Source organism: Streptomyces sp. NPDC059788, from assembly GCF_042732265.1.
In the GTDB taxonomy this organism is placed as follows: domain Bacteria; phylum Actinomycetota; class Actinomycetes; order Streptomycetales; family Streptomycetaceae; genus Streptomyces.
The window spans coordinates 16,410-34,971 of record NZ_JBHWHY010000065.1 but is presented as its reverse complement, the minus strand read 5'-3'; the positions used below and the strand labels follow the sequence as shown (position 1 = coordinate 34,971).

Here is an 18,562-nt window from a genome sequence, read left to right as displayed (position 1 = left end):
GACGGGGTGGTGACGGACGGGCGGCCGCGGGCCCGGGCGGCTCAGGGCGCCGGCGAAGGCGTCCGCGCGCCGGTGTTCTCCGGCAGCAGCCCGAGCGGTGTCCGGCCGCGGCCGCGCAGCGCGCGGGCCGCCAGCTCGAACCGCACGGCGCTCTCGATCCAGGTCAGGTCCGATGCGACGGCCGGGTCGATGACCGGCCCGAAGACGCGTTGCAGCGGTACGACCGGATCGTCGTGCTTGCGCTCGAAGCGGGCGAGGTTGCGGCACCACTCACGGTGCATCCGGGCGGTGACGCCGTGCCGGTGCTCGTGGTAGACGACGGCGCGGGGGTTGTGCGCGAACCGTACGCCGGCCCGCGCCAGCCGGTAGCCCAGCTCGCTGTCCTCCAGCCCCCAGCCGAGGAACGCCTCGTCGAATCCGCCGAGCGCCGTCAGATGGCTGCGCCGGACCGAGGTGTTGCAGGTCCACATGAAGTGCCAGGCGGTCTCCAGATCCTCAGGACCGCACTCCAGCGCGGCGAAGACCGGTTCGCGCTCGTCGCCCCGTACGACCGGGGGCAGCGCTTCGAGAGCGAACCCGTCGCGCAGGCGCTCCCGGTCGGCCGGCCCCTCCCCCAGCTGGAACCGCGGGCCGAGGACCAGGAGGTCGTCCTCGCCGGTGTGCGACGCGACGTGTTCGGCGAGGAACGTCGGCGCGACCACCTGGTCCGCGTCGAGCAGGACGACGAGGTCACCGGTCGCCGCTTCGAGACCGATGTTGCGGGCTCTGGCCCGGCCCGATGCCGGGGTGCGCGGCTCGTGGACGTAGCGGATGTCGAGGCCGGTGGCGAGGCCGGCGACCATCTTGCCGGTGTCGTCCGAGGAGCCGTCGTCCACGACGACCACTTCCGTCGTGTACACCGCGCCGCCGGCCTGTTGGTGGGCCAGGGACAGCAGACACAGCTCCAGCGAGTCCCGCGCGTTGTAGGCCGGGATGATCACGCTCACCCGCACGGTCCACCTCCTCGCGCCGCTCCGGTCCGGGCGCTCATACGGACAGCCCGTCGAGGCCGGCCCGCGCGCCGGCGTACGCCGGTACCTCCTCGCGCCCGGCCTCCTCGGCCTTGATGTCCGCCACCGCGGCGAAGGCCTCCTCGACGCTCGTGGCGACGGTCAGTCCGGACAGTACGGAGGGGTTGGCCAGCCCGCCCTGGACGAGGTGTTCGTCCATGAAGCGCAGCCACGCCTCCCACATGCGTTCGCCCTCGGGCGCCATCAGGACGACGGGGAACCGGTTGAGCCGGCCGGTGTCCTGGTGCACCAGGACCTCGAACAGCTCGTCGAAGGTGCCGACGCCCCCGGGGAAGGTGAAGAGGGCGTCGATGTCGTGCGTCAGCAGCAGTTTGCGCAGCGCGAACGTGCCGACGGTGATCGACCGGGCCGAGTCGAGCACGGTCTCGGGGACCTCGCCCTCGATCTCGATCCGGACCGCCCGGGACAGCGTCTCGCCGCTCCCGTCGCGGACCGCCTGCATGATGCCCGGCCCGCCGCCCGTCACGGTCGTCCACCGGCGTGCCGCCAGCGCGGCCCCGAGGTCCCGGGCCATCTCGTAGGCGGGTTGTCCGCGGCGGGTGCGCGCCGATCCGAAGACCGTGGCGATGCGTTCCTGCGCCAGTGATTTGGACGCCTGGCTCCACTCGTGGACGTTCTCGATCTCGTCGGCGATGGACCGCAGCGTCGTCACGAGGCTGCCCTGCACCTGCTTGGTCATCGTGCCCCCACATTCATCGACAGGTCATTGGTGACGCGTGCCACGCCCAGGTCGGCGGCGACCACGGACGCGATCTCCTCGGCTCCGCCGAACGGGGCGCCCACGGTGGGCACCTCGCCCTCGCGGGCCGCCCGGCGGGCCAGCCGGCCGTACTCCGCCAAAAAGCCCTCGTCCGCGGCCAGGTCACGGTTGATCTCCCGCACGGCTGCCGCCTTGGCCGCCTCGGCGGCGCGGGTGTCGACCGCCCGGTACCGGCCGGCCAGGAACGGCCAGACGCCCTGGCCGGAGAGCCGGCTCATGTGCTCGCAGATGAGCACCTGGCTCCAGTTCTGCGGCGGCAGCGGCACATAGGGCCGGCCCGCCTGCGACGTCTCGATCAGCGTCGTCAGGCCCGGTGAGCTGAGCACCGTCGCGCAGTCGGCCAGTGCCTGCTGGAATCCCGTGCCGGAGAGCTGCCGCACCGCTCCCCCGCCGGCCAGGCGGAACGCGCTGCCCGCCTGGTTCATGGCCACCGTCAGCTCGTAGCCGTCGTCGCGGAGCGCGCCGAGCAGCCGCTCCGCCAGCGGCAGGTAGGCGTGTGCGGAGCCGGTGCCCGCGGGGTTGCCGAGGCCGCCCAGGTGGACCAGGGCGCGGGCGGGCGGGCCGTCCGGTGCCCGGTCGGCGGACGGGGCCGGGGCCGGAGCCGACACGATGCCGGAGACCGGCCGGACGCCGGGCACGCCGAGGGCGGTGAGGTTCTCGACGCTGCCGAAGACGTTCTGCGCGAAGTAGCCGCGCACCTGCTTGAGCGGGCTGTCCACCGGGATGTCGGCGGACTGCCACATGAAGCCGAGGCTGTCGACGTAGTACGTCGCCGCGGCCGTCTCCCGGGACCGGATCAGCTCCGGGGCCAGCACGTTGACGATCGCGTCGTAGCCGCTGAGCAGGCCGGGCTCCCGGTCCAGCGCGCCGGCGCTGATGTGGCGGGCGCGCACGCCGTCCTGCGCGTCGAAGAAGTCGCCCGCCGAGTCCGCGCCGTAGCAGTGGACGCTCATGCCGTACGAACCGGTCAGCACCTGGGTGATGGTGTAGGCCTTGGACGCCGGGCCGAACCCGAACGGAGTCGCCACCACGGCGATCCGCGCGGGCCGGACCGCGAACTGTCGGATCATCGCTCTCCCTTCGTCGTGCTGTCGCTGCTCGGGACGTCGTCCGGCGACCGGTTGAGGAAGCGCACGGACACCTCGTCGCCGTCCAGCCGGAAGCCGGAGAAGTGGCCGGTCTCCCACGCCAGGCTCCGGACGCCGGTCATGTCCGCGCGCAGTGCCTTCTCCACGAGCCATGCGTGCGGGCCGCCGTGGCCCACCACCAGGACCCGTTGGCCGCGGTGTTCGCGGGCGAGCGTGCGGAAGAAGTCGAGCACCCTGCGCTGCGCCGCGGCCACGGACTCCTCGTCGGGGTGTTCCCACAGGTCGCTGTTGCCGGAGAGCACGCGGTCGGCCTCGTCGTCGAGGAGTTCGCGCACCCGCTCCAGGGGCCTGCCGAAGAACTGGTGGAACACCCGCTCCCGCAGGTCGGCGCTGCGCCGGAGGTCGATGCCGAGGTCTCCGGCCGCTGTCTCGGCCGTCTCGTACGCGCGCCGGAAGTCGGAGGTGTAGACGGCGTCGGGCGCGAACCGCCGGACGGCGGCGCGCGCGGCGAGGGCCTCCGTGCGCCCCGTCCGGGACAGGCCCATCACATAGGGGTCCGGGTAGACGTCCGACGGGTATTCCGGCGCCCCGTGCCGCAGGTACAGCAATTCCGTACCGGAGTACGGGGCGGGCGCGTCCGCCGGGATCAGGTCCAGCAGGTCCAGTACGTCGTCGGCGACCTCCTCGGGCTGTTTGTCGCCGACGTCGAGCACCGTGCCGAAGGGCTGGAACGAGGCGTGCAGCTCCTTGATCCGGCCCTCCTCCATGCGGGCGAGCGGGTCGCGGGCGTCGTTGCGGATCAGCAGGTCCTCGACGGACGCCCGCAGGGTGATCGTGACGAGCCGCAGGCCCTTCCTGCGGAGCCGGAGCTCCTGGGCGGCCAGGAAGTCGATGTCCTCGTAGACCCCGTCGATCACCGCGGTGAACCCGCTGTCGAGGTAGGAGACCGCGAGGTCGACGCACGCGGCCTCGGACGCCTTGAGGGTGAAGTCGCTGAAGTCCCGGGGCTGGGCCATGTACCGCACCGAGTCGTTGGAGACCCGGACGGACGGGACGAGCGCGTTGCGCAGCAGGGCGGCCGTGGTGGTCTTGCCGGTGCCGGGAAGGCCGCGCAGAAGCAGGGCGATGGAGTTCACTTTCCGTCTCACCATTCCCGGGCGAGGTGCTGACGGTGGTTCAGCACGGCCTCGGCGACCCGTGCCACACCGGACTCCGGTACGTACTTCGAGACCGGGACGCTGAGGATTCTCGGCCCCAGCGCGACGGCCGTCTTGGGCCATTGCTGCGAGGACAGCTCGTCGGTCAGCCCGGACTGCCGGAACACCCCGTATTCGAGGAACGTCTTCTTCCACACGACCCGGGCGACCACGTCCTCGGCCTTCAAAGCCGCGCAGAACTGCTGTGCGTCGGACGCGGTGCGGGCCACGAACAGGGTGTGCGACCCGGAGTCGCCGGCCGGGTGTTCGCTGTCCAGGACGGTGACCTGCGAACCGAGCGCCTCCTTGAGCCGGGCCCGGTTCGCCCGCTGCCGGGCGAGGGTGTCGTCCAGCGCGGTGGCCTGGTCCATCACCAGCGCCGCCTGGAGCTCGGTGAGCCGGAGGTTGTCGGCCATCACGGCCCGTTCGTCGTCCCAGTCCGGCAGGCCGCCGCCGTGGCGTACGGCGCCGAGGTCGGAGAGCCGGTAGACGCGCTCGACGAGGTCGGCGGTGCCGGCGACGAGCCCGCCCTCGCCCGACGAGATCTGCTTGGACTGCTGGAAGCTGGTGACGGCGATGTCCGCGAGCGCTCCCGCGCGGCCGTCCGGGGAGGCGGCGCCGACGCCCTGGCAGACGTCCTCGATGAGCGGGACCCCCAGGGCGTCGCAGAGTTCGCGCACCCGCCCGACCGGTACGGCGTGGCCCTGGACGTGTACGACCATGACGGCCGCCACGGGCCCTTCGGCGGCCTTCAGGGCCGCGGCGTCCACGGTCAGCGCCGTGTCCATGTCCATCGGTACGGGCACCGCGCCGACCGACGCGACGGCCATGGCGCAGGCGATGAAGGAGTACGCGCTGACCAGGACCCGGTCGCCCGGCTTGACGCCGGCGGCCTGGAGGGACAGGCGCAGGCCGACCGTGCCGTTGGCGACCGCCACGGCGGCCTCCTTGCCGAAGTAACCAGCGAAAAAGCGTTCGACGGCGGTGTTCGCCGATTCCCGCTCGCTCTCGACGTAGCGGAAGAGCTGTCCGTCACCCAGCACGGCATGGAAATACGGCAGGGTGTCGGGGGATTCGGCGGGCAGGTCGAAGAACTGATGGGGATTTACCACTGCCATGGCGATACTTTCATCCAATCTTTACGAGGAGGGGGTCGACGGTCCTTTTCTCGCCGGGAAACACCAGCTTCTCGACTCCCCGGAACATGGGCAACCCCGATGGTGGAACCGCATGCAATTCCTGTACGGGGCCGAGAGTTTCCAGCATTCTCCGCAATTCCCGGGCCGGCCGCGCGGACACCGACGGCAACGGGTAGAGCGGCATTCTCGTCCACCCCGCGCCGGCGTCCGGCGGGAGGGGCGGCAGGCGGAAATGCGCGGACAGTTCACCGGCGAGGAACTCCGCGACCCCGGACCGGCGCGCCGCCAGGCGTGCGTCCGCCCGCTCCAGGGCGTCGGGCAGCCGTTCCAGCAGGGGCCACGGAAACCGGGCCGGGGAGGGCACGCGGTCCAGTCGGCGGTCGCCGACGCCGCCCTGTGCGACCGCCCCCTCCAGAGCGGCGGCCGTCCCGAGGACCGCGCCCCCGGCTCCCAGGGCGACGGGCTTCGAGGGGCCGAACGACGTGACCGCGAGGACGCCCGTGGCCCCCGAGACCACCCCGCCGGAGTGCGAGCCCCAGGTCTGTGCCACGTCCTCGATCACCAGGGCGTCCGGCGGCACGGCGGCCACGATGCCCCGCACGTCGCAGGGCAGCCCGTACTGGTGCGGGACGATCACCGCACGGGTCCGGCGCGACCAGCACGCCGCGACGTCGTCGGGGTCGAGCGTCAGCGACTCGCCGACGCCGACGAACACCGGTGTCGCACCGGCGCGCACCACCGCCGCGGCGAGCGAGTGGCAGCCGAGGTCCGGTACGGCGACCTCGTCCCCCCGGCCGATCCCGAGGATTTCCAGGGCGACTTCGAGCGCCGCCGCACCGGTCGCCGTCAGCGTGGCGGCCGGCTGCCCGAACCGGTGGGCCACTTCGGCCACGGCCGCCGCGTACGCACCGTCGGCGTGCGCACCGTCATCCGTACGCATGACGAAGACCCCTCCCCCCGTGCTGCGCCCGGGACACCCGGGCGTCCAACTGCCGCCGTTCGGCCGCGAGTTCGGCTCCCTGCTCCGGATCTCCGCACCAGACGTCCGTGCGGTGCGGACGCTCGCTGTACAGCAGGTCCTTCAGCGAGTCCGGGCTGCCGAAGAGGTCGACGGTACGGACACCGGCGCCGCTCCACTGCCGGGTCAGGCCCGTGGTGAGCAGATACAGCCCAGGGGAATAGCGCCGGTACGCCTCGTCGTAGGACCATTTCAGGCACACCACGCGGTCCTTGGCCCGGCCGTCCAGCCGGAAGGCCACCGGGCGCCCGCCGTCCCGCAGAAAGGTGGCCGTCAGCACGCCGGCGCGCACCAGGCCGCCGTAGACCTCCTGCTGCGAACCACGCTGCCGCATACTCTGACCGCGAGCCGCCTTCCAGGAGTTGTCGTCCACCGCCAGCATGTCATGAGCGGCGGCCGTTCCGGTCCGCGCCAGGTCCAGGACCAGGCCGTCCCGCTCGACGAGCCGCCTTTTGCGGGTCAGTTGGGAGGTGCCGCGGCCGAGGGCGCGGTCCCAGAGGTCGGCGCCGTCGTGCGCCCAGTCGATCACGGAACTGGGCAGCCGTGGCCAGGTGCGGAACTCCGCCCCCGCTGCCACGCCCGCGTACTCGGCCGCGACCAGCGGCGCGTACACCGACAGGCCGGTCGCCCGCCGCACCTGGGCCATGACGTCGGACAGCTGCCCGGAGCCGGCCGGTTCGGCGCTCAGCACCGGTACGTCGTTGCACAGGGCCCTGCACATGGTTCCGTCCCGGCCGAAGGCGACGGCCGTCTCCGGGCCGAGAGCGACGAGCACCCGCTCGCCCGCCCGGTGCATGGCCTCCGCGTACGCGGGCGACTGCTGGACCCTGGTGCCGTACCGGTCGTACAGGGCACGCCAGCGCTCCGTCAGGCCTGCGGTGAGGCCGTTCCAGTCCACGACGGACACCATGTGTCGGTCCTTCCTCGGGCTGTCCGAGCAGTGGGGAGCCGTTCGCCGTCCGGCCGGGGTCCCGGTCCGGCTGCCCGGGGTCATCCGAATGCCGCCGCGGGCGACGAGGACGGGCCCGAGCGCTGCCACTGGATGTGCGGATACGCGGCGGCGCGGGCGCCGAAGCCCGCCATGAACTGGTCGATGCCGGGAATCACACTGCCCTCGAAATCGAAGGCGGTCGCCTCCCATTCGCCGACGGCCGCACCGATCGCCCGGTCCACCAACAGGCTCGGCACGCCCCGGGTACCCGAACGGTCGAACCAGGAATGCATCAGGATCGCGGTCCCGGCGGACCCGAGCACGAAAACCTGGCCCCGGCAGACCTCCCCCTCGTCCACCGCCGCGAGGCACAGGGTGGCGTTCTCCCGGCTCACCGCGATTCCCGATGCGCGGCGGGCCGCGACGGCGGCCTCGTCCTGCCCCACGATCGCCCGGGAGAAGTCGAATTCCTCCGGTTTCACGCGTTCGACGGTGTGCTTCTTCTCCGCCGCGCGGACGTGGTTGCGTACGGTCGATGTGTACGCCGACCGGAAGTCGTGCCCCGGTTCCAGGTCGAGCATCCGGGTGTGCCGGCACAGCGCGACGGCCCCCGCTTCGAAAAGGGCCGCGACCTCGCCGAATCGCGGGTCCATGGGGAGTTCCACCGATTCCGCGTGGGCCATCAGCGTCGCCGTCATCGAGGCGACCACCCGGTGCCGGTCGATCGGGTGCAGGCGCGGATCGACCCAGGGCGAGGCGTAGGGAAGCAGCCGGTACGGCCGCCGGGCGGCGGGCGTGTCCGCGCCGTCGAGCGGGCAGACCCAGACGCCTACGGGGGTGTCCCCGCGCCGGAAACACACCACGTCGAGCGTGCGTCCGTAGACCTTCGCGGCGAGGGCCGAATTCCACAACTGGACAGGGAGCGTGTGTGTGAGGCCGGACAATCCGTCCTCGTGGAGGACTGTGCTGCGCATTTCCGCCTTTCCGCCATGCACGTACGCCGACGGCGCCGTCGTCCCGTCTTTCCGCGGCAGCTTCCGCTGACGGCCGTCTACATCGCGTCGATCAGGGCGAACGCCTCCTTCAGGCTCGTCGGCGGCTCCCCCAGGGACGCCGCCATCTCCCGCGCCATGCCCAGTTCGGAGGCGGTCCGGTCGCGGGCGACCGGAGGGGCGCCGCGGCCCGCGACGATCGCCTCGTCGAGGTCGGAGTAGTGCGCGAGGGCCCAGCTCGATCCCGTGGACGTCGCCAGGGCCTGCCGCAGCACGTCGATCTCGACGCCCAGTTCCCGCCCCGTCCGCAGGGCCTGGAGAGCCGCGTTGCGGTTGCTGTAGAGCAGCCAGTTGTTGCAGAGCTTGACGGTCATTCCGGCGCCCGTGGGCCCGGCGTGCACGATGTTGTCGGCGTACACCTCCAACGTGGCCTTGACCGAGGCGATGTCGGGGTCGGAGCCGCCGAGGAACAGGGAGAGCGACCCCTCGCTGACACGGCCCCCACGTCGGCTGAGCGCGGCGTCGATCAGGGCGTGTCCGTAGGTGTCCCGCACCCGCTCGTGCAGATCGCGCACGACCTGGGGGGTGAGCGTGGTGTGCAGCACCACCAGGGAGCCGCGGGGAGCGGCCGCGCACAGCCCGCCCTCGTCGAAGAGCAGCGACTCCAGGTCGCTCAGCTTCTTGAGTACGACCAGGTGGACGCGCGCTCCACCGGCGGCCTCGCCGGCGGAGGCGCACTGCCGGATGCCGGGCAGTTCGCCCGACAGGTCGATCACCGGGTCGTAGGCGGCGAGTTCCCGCCCGCGTCCGGCGATACAGCGCGCGATGTCCGCGCCCATCTCTCCCAGACCGTAAACAGCGATGTCCGGCATGGTTGCTTCCCTTCCGTCATGACTCTTGTTCGGTCAGGTCGTCACTGTGCGTGTTGGTCGGAGGTTTTGGTCCGCCGGGGAACGGCGGTTCACCAGGGGAACCCTGAACAGTCGGGCCGAGGGGCGCGGGGGCGCGGACCCCGGCTCAGGCCTCTTGCCCGGTCATCGGCCGAGCGGCCCGCAGCCGCGCCAGGAGCAGCAGGGCTCCGGCGGTCATCCCGCAGACGACGATCGTGGCGACATACAGCACGTGTACCGGCAGCCAGGACAGGAACCAGGAGATCACCAGGGCGCCGACCAGGTGCGACGGGCCCTGGACCGCGCCGAAGACGGCGTACGCCTGGGAGGAGCCGACCGGCCGCCAGCGGTCCTGGACCTCGCTCTGCAGGGCGCTGTCACCGCCGCTGAGCAGGCCGACCAGCGCGTACAGACAGATGGCCAGGGCCGGATAGGCGGCGGTCAGTCCGAAGACGATCTGGACGGCGAATCCGGTCAGGACGATGTGCGGCGTCAGGGTCCGCGCGTACCGCCCCAGCACACCGCCGGAGATGGCCACGCCGCTGATGACCGCCGCCAGCGCGAAGGACGCGTTCGCGATGCCCGCCACCCACGATCTGTCCTGGTCCCCCGAGGTCAGCAGGGGGATGAACATGCTGAACGCGAGGGTGTGGGTGAGTTCCAGGAGGAGCAGCGACGCCGTGAACAGCCCCAGCCGCCCGGGTGCCCACATGTTCTTCCAGGTGCCGGCCGTCACGGTCCGCGGCGCGTCGTCGCCCTGCGCCGGTCCTGGCAGCAGCCGCCTGAAGCGCGCCCGGTTGACGACGACGAAGACGACGAACTGCAGCACTATGCCGACGGCGTACGACAGGACACAGACGAGCAGGGACGCCGCGATGCCGATCGACGCGGCCAGTACGCCGCCCACCGCCCAGCCGACGACGACGGACGCCTGGGTCGCCACGGCCAGCATCGCGTTGAGCCAGGTGAGTTGCTCCAGGCTGCCGGTGCGGCCGGCGGCCCACTCCCGCATCGCGGGCATGTAGAAGGCGCCGAAGGTCGCGAAGAGGAACATGCCGACGTAGACGTGCCACAGTCGGGCGTTGCCGCTGTGCACCAGCCACCACAGGGCCGACGAGACCGAGAAGGCCCCGACGTCGGACAGCAGCATCACCCACCGTTCGTCCAGCAGGCGGTTCACCACGCGTACACAGCGCACGAACAGCAAGGGCGGGAGCGCTCCGGCCGCCACGACCAGCGGAACGCTCGCCGACGACCCGCTGATCTTCAGCGCGAACAGCGAGAGCAGCATGAGCAGCAGCGTGGAGGCGCTCTGGCTCTGGAAGGTGGAGACGACCACGGCGCCGATCTCACGCCGTTCCCCCGAGGAAAAATCACGCCAGATTTCCCCGCGGGAACGGACGCTTGTTAACACACTCGCCATGTTCTGGTGAGCCCCAATCCTGAACAGGAGGCGACCTTACAAATAGACATATATAAGTGGCGCGCAGCGCGCCGTGGCGTGCCGCTTCGTGCGGTTTGGGCGGTCAGGACACCGAAAACATCCGCGCTGCTCTACGATTACCCGCAGACGCGCCAAAAAGACGTGGTATTTGCAGCCACATTCGTAGTCAACCATCGGCCGGAGCGGGCAGTCAACTCCCTCCCGGCGGTTCCGGAACCTCTTCGTCAACTTTCCCGCGGTCGTTGAAGCCATGCCGCGGCAGCCCGGCTGACCGGCAGCGGAAGGCCTGCCGGCAACCCCGGGGACAGGCCGCTCGGCCGTGCGGGACACGGCTCACCATTGATATGACCGACACACTGTCGATATCCCGAAGCACCGATTACCCGCTCTCCGGGGCCATGCGACCGACATCCGCAAACGGACCGGAGAAGTGGCTGAATCGGCACGGTGACTGGCTTGCGGAACGTGGTTGCGGAGACTCTGCGAAGGTTTTGAAACAAACAGTAAAATCCTTACAGGCCGGGGGTGGATTCCCCTGTCCTGGGTACCTGTTGACCCTCCGAAGGGCGGGGTGTTTGACTGCCGACGGCGGCGCGACGGGGACGGCCCGGCGGTCGGAACGGACGCGCGACCCGCGCCGGAAAACGGCGATGACCCGACGCGTCCGGCACTTTCTCCGGCCTGTGGACTGTCCGAATTCGCGGCGCCCCGGCTCCCGGTCCTCGCCCGGCGCCCCGTCCCCCCCTGCCCGGCGCACGCTCCCACCGCCGAACACCCCCGAGGAGGACACCATCCGCTATCCGGCACCGCCGTACGGCACGACCGGCCCCGGTACCGAAACGTCTGCCCGCCGCCCCCGGCCGGACGCGCCATGAGCGCGCCCACCGCGCCGGACGCCGCGGCATGGGAAGCGTCCCTCTACGACTGGCACAACGACCACCGCCTGCGCCGCCAACAGGCCGACATCGCCTACTGGTTGACGGTCACCGAAGAAGACGAACGACTGCTCGTGCTGGGCGCCGGCACCGGGCGCGTCGCGGTACCGCTGGCCGAGCACCGCCACCGCAGCGTGACGGCCGTCGACGCGAGCCTGGCGCGCCTGCGGCGGATGCCACGGGCGCCCGGCCTGACACCGGTGTGCGCCGACATGCGCGAACTGCCGCTGCACGGGCCGTTCGACGCCGCCGTCGTGCCGTACTCGACGCTCCAGCTCCTCCTGACGGCACCGGACCGGCACCGGGCCCTCACCGAGGCCGCGCGGGTACTGCGTCCCGGCGCGTACATCCATATCGACGTCAGCGGCAACTTCGACGCCCGCGCCGCGACCGACTGGCATCTCGCGCTGGCGGAGCCCTGCCCGGCGGCCGGCGCGACGGTGGAGGAATGGGAACGCCAAACCCCCATGTCCGACCATGTGCTGATCGAGAAATCCTTCCGCATCGGCGAGCAGGTGCTCACCGAGGTACAGGAGCGCTGGGCCTATCTCGGCTCGCTCCGGACCGAGGCCGCACTCGACCGCGCGGGCTTCGACCTGACCGGAACCGACCACGGCTACGGCGCGGAAGCCTCCCCGCACCGCCTCATCCACCATGGCCGCCGTCGGCACTGAACACCGGGGCCTCACCGGGCCGCGGAACGGCGCGCGCCCGGACGCCAGGAGAGACAGTTGCCACTGCGCCACGCGCTGTTCTTCGCCCAGCGGCCGGTCGAGGCGAGCGCCCCGGCCACACCCGCCCGGTCGGCCGGCATCCCCGACACCACCGTATGGGTGGCCGGGCCGGACACCAGCCCGGACCCGGCGCCCAGAACGACGTAGCCGACCGCCGGGCTCAGCCCGACGACCGAGGTCCGCACCCCCCACCGCACGCGCGCGCTCCTTCTTCTCCGGGAAGACGCCGACGATGATGGACATCGCCACGGGATTCAGCAGCGCCCCTCCAACGGCCTGGAGGGCGCGGAAGGCGATGAGCCGGCTCCCTTCATCAACGCAGTCCACGGGGCATTCCTCGATGCGCGCCTTGTCCTTGACGCTTACTCAGGGCTGCGCGAAGCCATGGGTAATTGGAGACTCTCCCGTCCGGAGCGAGTGTCGGTAGGCGTTCGGAACCGAAGGCCGCCACAGGGGGCGGCCACGACGGTCCATGTGCAGGCAGGTGTCCGGTCACCCGTCCGGACCTCGCTCACAGACCGGCCGCGGCAGCACTGATCAGCTTACGAAATATTACTTCCCCGTATTTCTCTTACCCCGCGGAGAAACGGCAACGGTCTGAAGCATCAGCACCCCTTCCCCTGCAACACTTCACATGCATGACGGCGCGTCAGCGACCGTTCATGTGCATGACGCTTTCTGGATAGCGGGTCCCGGCCACCGCCTCCACCGGCAGGGCCTCGTCGAGTCGCCGCAACGCCTCGGCATCGAGAGCCAGCTGCTCGGCGGCCAGGTTCTCGGCAAGGGTGACGCGCCGTTTCGTGCCGGGGATCGGCACGATGTCCGCGCCCTTGTGCAGCAGCCAGGCGAGAGAGACCTGGGCGGGCGTGGCCGAGAACTCGCGGGCGATCTCGCGTACCACGTCGGCGGCGGCCGTGTTGCTGTCGAAGTTGGCGCCCTGGAAGCGCGGGTCGTGCTTGCGGTAGTCGCTGTCCGGGTAGTCCTCCGCGCGCATCGCCGACCCGGTCAAGAAGCCCCGGCCCAGCGGGGAGTAGGCGACGAGACCGATGCCCAGCTCCCGGATGGTGGGGAGAATCTCCTGCTCCACGTGCCGTTCCCACAGGGAGTACTCGGTTTGCAGCACGGTGACGGGGCAGACCTTGTGGGCCCGCGCGATGGTTCCCGCGCCGGCCTCGGAGAGCCCGAAGTGGGCCACCTTTCCCGTCGCGATGAGGTCGCCGACGGTGCCCGCGACCTCCTCGATGGGCACCTTCTCGACCCGGTGCTGGTACAGCACATCGATGCGGTCGGTATCGAGGCGGGCCAGTGAGGCGTCCACGACTTGGCGGATATGTTCGGGCCTGCTGTTCAGTGCCCCGCGCCGGGTGCCTTCGTATTCCCAGCCGAACTTCGTCGCGATCACCGCCCGGTCCCGCCGACCGCGCAGCGCCCGGCCCAGGAGCTCCTCGTTCACGAACGGGCCGTACGACTCCGCCGTGTCGAAGAAATTGCAGCCCATATCGAGGGCGCGGTGGATCGTTGCGATGGACTCGTCATCGTCGGGAGTTCCGTACGTCTGGCTCATCCCCATACAGCCCAGACCGAGGGCGGAGACTTCGAGACCCGTTCGCCCCAGACGGCGGCGCGGAATCGGTAAGGCGCTCAACTCCACGGTCCCTTCATCGGATTCCGGTGGTCTTCTCCGTACGGCCCGGACCCGGCCCGTGTGGTGCACTCTAGAATCCGACCGCAGGAACCGGAGTGACGATACGGAGCGGGCCCCCCGATTGTCAACGTTCAACCAGGAGATATACGTGGTAAATACGGACGAACCCTCGAATGCCATCGGTCCTCCTCCTCAGGAAACGGAGACCACTCCCCGTTTTCCTGCTCCGCTGCGCTCCGATGCGCAGCGGAATCGGGCCCGGGTGCTCAAGGCCGCCCAGGAGGCGTTCGCTTCGGAGGGTCTCGCCGTCCCGCTCGACGAGATCGCCCGCCGCGCGGGGGTGGGCTCCGGCACCGTGTACCGGCACTTCTCCAGCAAGGAGGTGCTCTTCGAGACGATCATCCTGGGCCGGCTGCAGCAACTGGTCTCCGAGGCCGAACAGCTGGTGGACACCGACGAGCCGGCCGAGGCACTGCTGACGTTCCTCTCCCTCACCATCGAGGAGGGCAGCGTCCGCAAGGACATGATGGACGCACTCTCCGGGGACGACGCCGACCCGTCCGCCGCGGTACCGCAGGCCCGCCTCCAACTGCGCCGCGTCATCGGCAAGTTGCTCTTCCAGGCCCAGCAGGCGGGCGCGATCCGCGACGACATCAGCGTGGCCGACCTCATGGCGCTGATCACCGGCCTCATCCTGGCCCGGCACCGCAACGACGGCGGCCTGGCCGGGCCCCAGCGGGTGCTGGGCGTCGTCTGGGACGGCCTGCGCGCCGGGTGTTCCGGGGCGGTCACACGGTCCCGGCGCGCTCCGCGAGCTGGTGCAGATCACGCCGAACCGTGACGCTGCTCTGGGAGGCCGCCTGGCGAAACCGCGGCGACGCCGGACCATACCCGGCACTACCTGCGCATCAACCACCCCTCGGTCACCTGGCCGCTGCCGGTGCATCCGCACGTCGTGGGCCAGCGGCCGTGCCGTTCACCTGTGGTCCGGCTCCAAGCATCCGCGGGTCACCGACCGTTTGCGAGTCAGCGCGGCGACCAGCACCTCGGCGGCCAGTGCGCCCGCCGTCTGAGCAGCGCAGGTGGCCGCGAACGCGCCGCGCAGGTCGTCGACTTGCAGGCAGCTACGGGCACGCAGGGCAGCCTCCGTCAACAAGGCGACCTGCTCGCCGATGACCTCCTCCAGTGGCCGTTCGCCCGTATCGTCCAGGCCGGCCTCGGGGTCGCGGTGCTGCGTCATGTCGTAGATATCCCCTCCGGGACCGACCGGCACGCCCCCCGGCGCGCCCCGTACTGCGGCACACGCCATGCTCCCAGCCTGTACCCGCGCGGCCCGCCCGGCCGATCTGGCGCCCCCTTCGTCTCCCCACATCCCCCACATTGCCGACGGACAGGCCACCGGTGTGCCTGCCGTACGGAGGCCCCATGAAGGCCCTGCACCGAAAGACCAGTGCCCGAGCCAGGTAACGCGGCGGCGGATACGCTGCCGACAACACGCCTTCCCTCTGGCGTGCGGTGTGCCGGGAAGTCTGGTCGGCGATGCACAAACTGCTGAGCCGTGACGACGCCACTGGGAGTCCCTGATGTCCCCTCTCCGCACGCGGGAACGCCCCGGTCACGCACCTGATCGCCCTCGGTGCGAGTGCTGCCGTACCGGAGCAGCGGAGTCCGCTGCCCGCGCCACCACCCACTCCTGCCCGTGGAACGAGGGGGTACGCCATGTCCCGGGAGCTCTTCAGCCGCCGGGCCGAGCCGCCCGACTCCCGGCTGCTCGTCGAACCGCTGCCGGACCCCGCGGGCCCCACCGTTCTCCACCTCACCGGAGAACTCGACGTGCGGACGGTGAACCTCCTGTGCGACACCACCGTGGCACTCCTCGAAGCCGGTGACCGCCGTATGCGCCTGGACCTGTCACGCATCTCCTGGTGCGACAACGCCAGCCTGTACACGATTCTCGGCCTGCAGCACGCGGTCCTCACCGCCGGCGGGCACCTCGGGCTCACATCGGTGAGCTGGCCGGTCGCCCAGGCCATCGCCCGCAACAGCCTGTGGCAGTTCCTGCGCCGATGAGGCTGTTCGGCCAGGGCCGCGCCGCCCTGCTTGCGGTGGCGCGCCGCGGTCCGGTGGTGGTCGGGCCGCGGCGCGGACGTGGCCGACGGGATCAGGAGCCGGTGAGGGTGATGGCCAGGTCCGTGATGTTCAGCGGGAACTGGGCGATGGAGGTGGCCTGGCCGGTGAGGATGTCGATGCTGTAGAGCGACGGGGTGCCGGCGCCGTTCGGGGTGAGGGAGGCGAAGGCTGCGTTGGCGACGGTCTTCCCGCCGGACAGGGTGCTGTAGATGTCCAGGCCGGCGTTGAGTCCGGCGTTGATGCCGAGGCTGCCGGTCGGGACGAGCGTGCCGCTGTTGGCCGGGGACTGGAGGACGACCTGGTCGCTGGTCGTGTTGATGTCGACCAGGGTGGTCCCGGTGGCCGCGTTGAGGTCGTTGTTCGTGTACGCGGCGGCGGTGACGCCCTTGGTCGTGCCCTCGATCGGCGGGGTGGTGAGGTTCTGGTCCTGGATGGTCGAGTGGTCACCCAGGTTGTGCCGCAGGTTCTGGCCGGTGTCGCTGATCACCCGGAGCCGGTCGGCCGCCGGGTTGAAGTCGACGCCGAACGTCGTGCCGTGCAACGCGTACTGAAGCTGGGACACCTTGGTGACCTCGGCGTCCGTGGTGGCCGGCGGGGTCTTGATCGTGTAGATGCCGCCCTTGTTGCCGACGCCGTACAGCAGGCCGTTCTGCACGCGGAAGTCGATCCCGATCAGGGCCGTGTCGCCGCTGAGGCCGGTGACGGCCCGCACCCAGTCGAGGACGTTGGGCCGGTCGGTCGTGAACGTGGCCATCAGGGTGCCGTCGCCGCTGATCCCGAACGCGCGCAGGCCGGGGGTGGCGGCGGGCGCGGCCGAACCGGTGCCCGGCGTGCCGAGCATGAGCGACGCCGACGTGGTCAGGACCGCGACCGCCGCCATGATTCTCTTTCTCGTACCAGCTTTCATCGGAGCATCCCTCCGGTTTGGGCGAGCGCCATGGTGCGGCGCCTGGCTGGAGATTCCCGTACGTTCGCCCGTACTGGTTACCGGAGAATCATGCCGCGGCCATGCCGGAGTCGGGCCCGGAACGACTGCCGCGATGTCCCCCACGGGCGTGTACGCGGTTCTCATTAAGGCCACTTCACGGCTCCTCCACAAGCGGAACAGGCGACGGGAGCGTCCCGCTCCGGGAAGTTTGCGCAGTGTGACAAAAGCCCGGCCGATACACTTGCCACCGTTTTGTGCGCAGTGATGAATGCCGACCAGTTCTCGCCTGTCGGCCGGTTCGTCCGGAATGACATGCTCGCGTGCGTGGGGAGCCTCTTCGTCGAACTGGCCCGGCAGGCGACAGCCAACGCCCGCCGGGAGGTCGAGACGTACACACGCGAGATCCCGGAATTCGGCTTCCTGGACAACGACTCCCGGGCACGGGCCGAGACGCTGGAGCACGCGCTGTGGCTCCGGCGCCGCACCATCGACCTGTCGCCGGACAGCAGCGCGTTGACCGGCGACGATCTCGCCTACATCGCGTCGATGGGGGAACTGCGGGCCGGGGCGGGAATGCCGCTCGGCGCACGGCGGCGCATCCTGTGGCTGCACACCGCGCTCATGCTGCGCGAGATCAACGAGGCGACCGAGATCCAGCGCGACGGCGGCGCCGAGGAAATCATGCGCATGATGAACTGGTTCGCCCCGCAGGGCGAACGCGGCATCGCCGCCTACTGCCAGGGATTCGTACGGGTACTGCGCCGCCGGTTGCCGTATGTCGAGCAGATCACCCTGTTGACCCGGGCGCTGCTGAACGGAGATCCCATATCGGCGGAACTCGCCTCGGCCGTCGGCATGGAACTGCCGGATTACTGGGCAGTGACGGTGATCCGGATTCCGGAACGCCCCGTCGGCGATCGTTTCCTGGAAAACGAGATCGAGACGCTGGTGAAGAACCACCGGACGCCTGTCATGTGGGGCCCGGAAGACGGAGACGGAAGCGGTGAGCTGATTGCCCTGATTCCGCTGCTTTCCGGCGCGGCGGAAGCGGAACCCGTACCGCCGCACGCCACTCTCGACCTCTCGCCCGACCTCGTCCCCGACTGCCTGTCCGAGCTCGTACGGGACTTCGCCCGGGCCCTCGGCCGTCCCTGCGCCGCCGGCACCGCCACCGCACCGCTGTCCGAACTGGCCGACGCCCTCGGCCGGGCGCGTCGGATCAGCCGGGCCGCCCCGCTGCGCCGGGCGTCCGCCCGCCTCCGGCCGCACACCCTGGCCGACGTGTTCGCCGAACTCGCCGTAGCGGACGTGCCGTTCGTCGACATGTGGCTGCGCGACGTGGCCAGACGCCTGGAATCCGGCCCGGACCTCCTCGTCACCCTCGACGCGTACTACCGCCACGACATGCACCGCGGCGCCACGGCCACCGCCCTCAACGTCCACACCCGCACCCTGGACTACCGCCTGCGCCGGGTAAGGGAACTCACCGGCATCGCCCCCGGCTCGACGCGGGGCGTACGCACGCTCAGCGCGGTCGTCACCCGGCGCCTGTCGGGAGCCTGGCGCTGAACCCATCGGGCGCGCGTCCGCCGTGTTCACCTTTACGGGTGGCGTGCCATCCCCTCGGCACTGAGGAAGGCCGTCGATGGGCAAACCCCCGAT

General features: G+C 70.8%; 17 protein-coding genes and 1 pseudogene. 4 read left to right on the top strand and 14 right to left on the bottom strand.

Annotated features, from left to right (window positions below):
* Window positions 1–41 precede the first annotated feature (41 nt).
* The 10 genes from ACFV57_RS38180 to ACFV57_RS38135 all read right to left on the bottom strand — a co-directional run bounded on the left by ACFV57_RS38180 (window position 42) and on the right by ACFV57_RS38135 (window position 10,423).
* Window positions 42–986 carry a glycosyltransferase family 2 protein gene (locus ACFV57_RS38180; protein WP_385242361.1) on the bottom strand — a complete coding sequence of 315 codons (945 nt, stop codon included), beginning with the start codon at window positions 984–986 and terminating at the stop codon, window positions 42–44.
* 40 nt (window positions 987–1,026) lie between these two features.
* On the bottom strand, window positions 1,027–1,749 hold the full coding sequence (locus tag ACFV57_RS38175) for an LOG family protein (protein WP_385242358.1): 723 nt from the start codon (window positions 1,747–1,749) through the stop codon (window positions 1,027–1,029).
* Window positions 1,746–2,900 (bottom strand): hypothetical protein, encoded by a 1,155-nt coding sequence (locus ACFV57_RS38170; RefSeq protein ID WP_385242355.1) that lies wholly within the window; start codon window positions 2,898–2,900, stop codon window positions 1,746–1,748. Before ACFV57_RS38170 ends, ACFV57_RS38175 begins: the two co-directional genes overlap by 4 nt.
* On the bottom strand, window positions 2,897–4,054 hold the full coding sequence (locus ACFV57_RS38165) for a histidine phosphatase family protein (protein ID WP_385242352.1): 1,158 nt from the start codon (window positions 4,052–4,054) through the stop codon (window positions 2,897–2,899). The genes ACFV57_RS38170 and ACFV57_RS38165 overlap by 4 nt, the downstream gene beginning before the upstream one ends.
* A gap of 8 nt (window positions 4,055–4,062) precedes the next feature.
* On the bottom strand, window positions 4,063–5,232 hold the full coding sequence (locus tag ACFV57_RS38160) for a DegT/DnrJ/EryC1/StrS family aminotransferase (RefSeq protein ID WP_385242349.1): 1,170 nt from the start codon (window positions 5,230–5,232) through the stop codon (window positions 4,063–4,065).
* Between the two features lie 10 nt (window positions 5,233–5,242).
* Entirely contained in the window at window positions 5,243–6,193 is a 951-nt protein-coding gene (locus ACFV57_RS38155; RefSeq protein WP_385242346.1) for a DegT/DnrJ/EryC1/StrS family aminotransferase, read from the bottom strand.
* Window positions 6,180–7,181, bottom strand: a complete 1,002-nt coding sequence (locus ACFV57_RS38150) for a GNAT family N-acetyltransferase (RefSeq protein WP_385242343.1) — start codon at window positions 7,179–7,181, stop codon at window positions 6,180–6,182. The genes ACFV57_RS38155 and ACFV57_RS38150 overlap by 14 nt, the downstream gene beginning before the upstream one ends.
* 80 nt (window positions 7,182–7,261) lie before the next feature.
* Window positions 7,262–8,176: a hypothetical protein gene (locus tag ACFV57_RS38145; protein WP_385242339.1), complete on the bottom strand. Its 915-nt coding sequence runs from the start codon at window positions 8,174–8,176 to the stop codon at window positions 7,262–7,264.
* A 77-nt stretch (window positions 8,177–8,253) separates the two neighbouring features.
* Window positions 8,254–9,066: an NAD(P)-dependent oxidoreductase gene (locus tag ACFV57_RS38140; protein ID WP_385242336.1), complete on the bottom strand. Its 813-nt coding sequence runs from the start codon at window positions 9,064–9,066 to the stop codon at window positions 8,254–8,256.
* A gap of 145 nt (window positions 9,067–9,211) precedes the next feature.
* Entirely contained in the window at window positions 9,212–10,423 is a 1,212-nt protein-coding gene (locus ACFV57_RS38135) for an MFS transporter (protein WP_385242334.1), read from the bottom strand.
* Window positions 10,424–11,399: 976 nt separating this feature from the next.
* On the opposite strand from ACFV57_RS38135, the gene ACFV57_RS38130 reads away from it, so the two are divergent.
* Complete coding sequence (locus ACFV57_RS38130; RefSeq protein WP_385242331.1) at window positions 11,400–12,137, top strand: class I SAM-dependent methyltransferase; 738 nt, start codon at window positions 11,400–11,402, stop codon at window positions 12,135–12,137.
* A 191-nt stretch (window positions 12,138–12,328) separates the two neighbouring features.
* Here ACFV57_RS38130 and ACFV57_RS38125 read toward each other — a convergent pair.
* Together ACFV57_RS38125 and ACFV57_RS38120 are read right to left on the bottom strand one after the other, a co-directional pair.
* Window positions 12,329–12,497 (bottom strand): annotated as a pseudogene (locus ACFV57_RS38125) (MFS transporter); the annotation flags it as partial.
* Window positions 12,498–12,846: 349 nt separating this feature from the next.
* A complete protein-coding gene (locus ACFV57_RS38120) occupies window positions 12,847–13,848 on the bottom strand; it encodes an aldo/keto reductase (RefSeq protein ID WP_385242328.1) in 1,002 nt (333 codons plus the stop codon).
* Window positions 13,849–14,104: 256 nt separating this feature from the next.
* Between ACFV57_RS38120 and ACFV57_RS38115 the strand changes: the two genes are divergently transcribed.
* On the top strand, window positions 14,105–14,683 hold the full coding sequence (locus ACFV57_RS38115; protein ID WP_385242325.1) for a TetR/AcrR family transcriptional regulator: 579 nt from the start codon (window positions 14,105–14,107) through the stop codon (window positions 14,681–14,683).
* A gap of 135 nt (window positions 14,684–14,818) precedes the next feature.
* Here ACFV57_RS38115 and ACFV57_RS38110 read toward each other — a convergent pair whose 3' ends face one another.
* Window positions 14,819–15,082, bottom strand: a complete 264-nt coding sequence (locus ACFV57_RS38110; protein ID WP_385242322.1) for a hypothetical protein — start codon at window positions 15,080–15,082, stop codon at window positions 14,819–14,821.
* Window positions 15,083–15,561: 479 nt separating this feature from the next.
* On the opposite strand from ACFV57_RS38110, the gene ACFV57_RS38105 reads away from it, so the two are divergent.
* Entirely contained in the window at window positions 15,562–15,912 is a 351-nt protein-coding gene (locus tag ACFV57_RS38105; RefSeq protein WP_385242320.1) for an STAS domain-containing protein, read from the top strand.
* A gap of 91 nt (window positions 15,913–16,003) precedes the next feature.
* Here ACFV57_RS38105 and ACFV57_RS38100 read toward each other — a convergent pair whose 3' ends face one another.
* The gene (locus ACFV57_RS38100) at window positions 16,004–16,852 is read right to left on the bottom strand and encodes a DUF4394 domain-containing protein (RefSeq protein ID WP_385242318.1); all 849 of its coding nucleotides are present in this window, start codon (window positions 16,850–16,852) and stop codon (window positions 16,004–16,006) included.
* A 372-nt stretch (window positions 16,853–17,224) separates the two neighbouring features.
* Between ACFV57_RS38100 and ACFV57_RS38095 the strand changes: the two genes are divergently transcribed.
* Complete coding sequence (locus tag ACFV57_RS38095) at window positions 17,225–18,469, top strand: PucR family transcriptional regulator (protein ID WP_385242315.1); 1,245 nt, start codon at window positions 17,225–17,227, stop codon at window positions 18,467–18,469.
* Window positions 18,470–18,562: the final 93 nt, after the last annotated feature.

Coding starts and splice junctions, on each gene's coding strand:
- ACFV57_RS38175 (WP_385242358.1), bottom strand. CDS start 1,749: ATGACCAAGCAGGTGCAGGGCAGCCTCGTGACGACGCTGCGGTCCATC.
- ACFV57_RS38170 (WP_385242355.1), bottom strand. CDS start 2,900: ATGATCCGACAGTTCGCGGTCCGGCCCGCGCGGATCGCCGTGGTGGCG.
- ACFV57_RS38160 (WP_385242349.1), bottom strand. CDS start 5,232: ATGGCAGTGGTAAATCCCCATCAGTTCTTCGACCTGCCCGCCGAATCC.
- ACFV57_RS38155 (WP_385242346.1), bottom strand. CDS start 6,193: ATGCGTACGGATGACGGTGCGCACGCCGACGGTGCGTACGCGGCGGCC.
- ACFV57_RS38150 (WP_385242343.1), bottom strand. CDS start 7,181: ATGGTGTCCGTCGTGGACTGGAACGGCCTCACCGCAGGCCTGACGGAG.
- ACFV57_RS38145 (WP_385242339.1), bottom strand. CDS start 8,176: ATGCGCAGCACAGTCCTCCACGAGGACGGATTGTCCGGCCTCACACAC.
- ACFV57_RS38140 (WP_385242336.1), bottom strand. CDS start 9,066: ATGCCGGACATCGCTGTTTACGGTCTGGGAGAGATGGGCGCGGACATC.
- ACFV57_RS38130 (WP_385242331.1), top strand. CDS start 11,400: ATGAGCGCGCCCACCGCGCCGGACGCCGCGGCATGGGAAGCGTCCCTC.
- ACFV57_RS38110 (WP_385242322.1), bottom strand. CDS start 15,082: ATGACGCAGCACCGCGACCCCGAGGCCGGCCTGGACGATACGGGCGAA.
- ACFV57_RS38105 (WP_385242320.1), top strand. CDS start 15,562: ATGTCCCGGGAGCTCTTCAGCCGCCGGGCCGAGCCGCCCGACTCCCGG.
- ACFV57_RS38100 (WP_385242318.1), bottom strand. CDS start 16,852: ATGGCGGCGGTCGCGGTCCTGACCACGTCGGCGTCGCTCATGCTCGGC.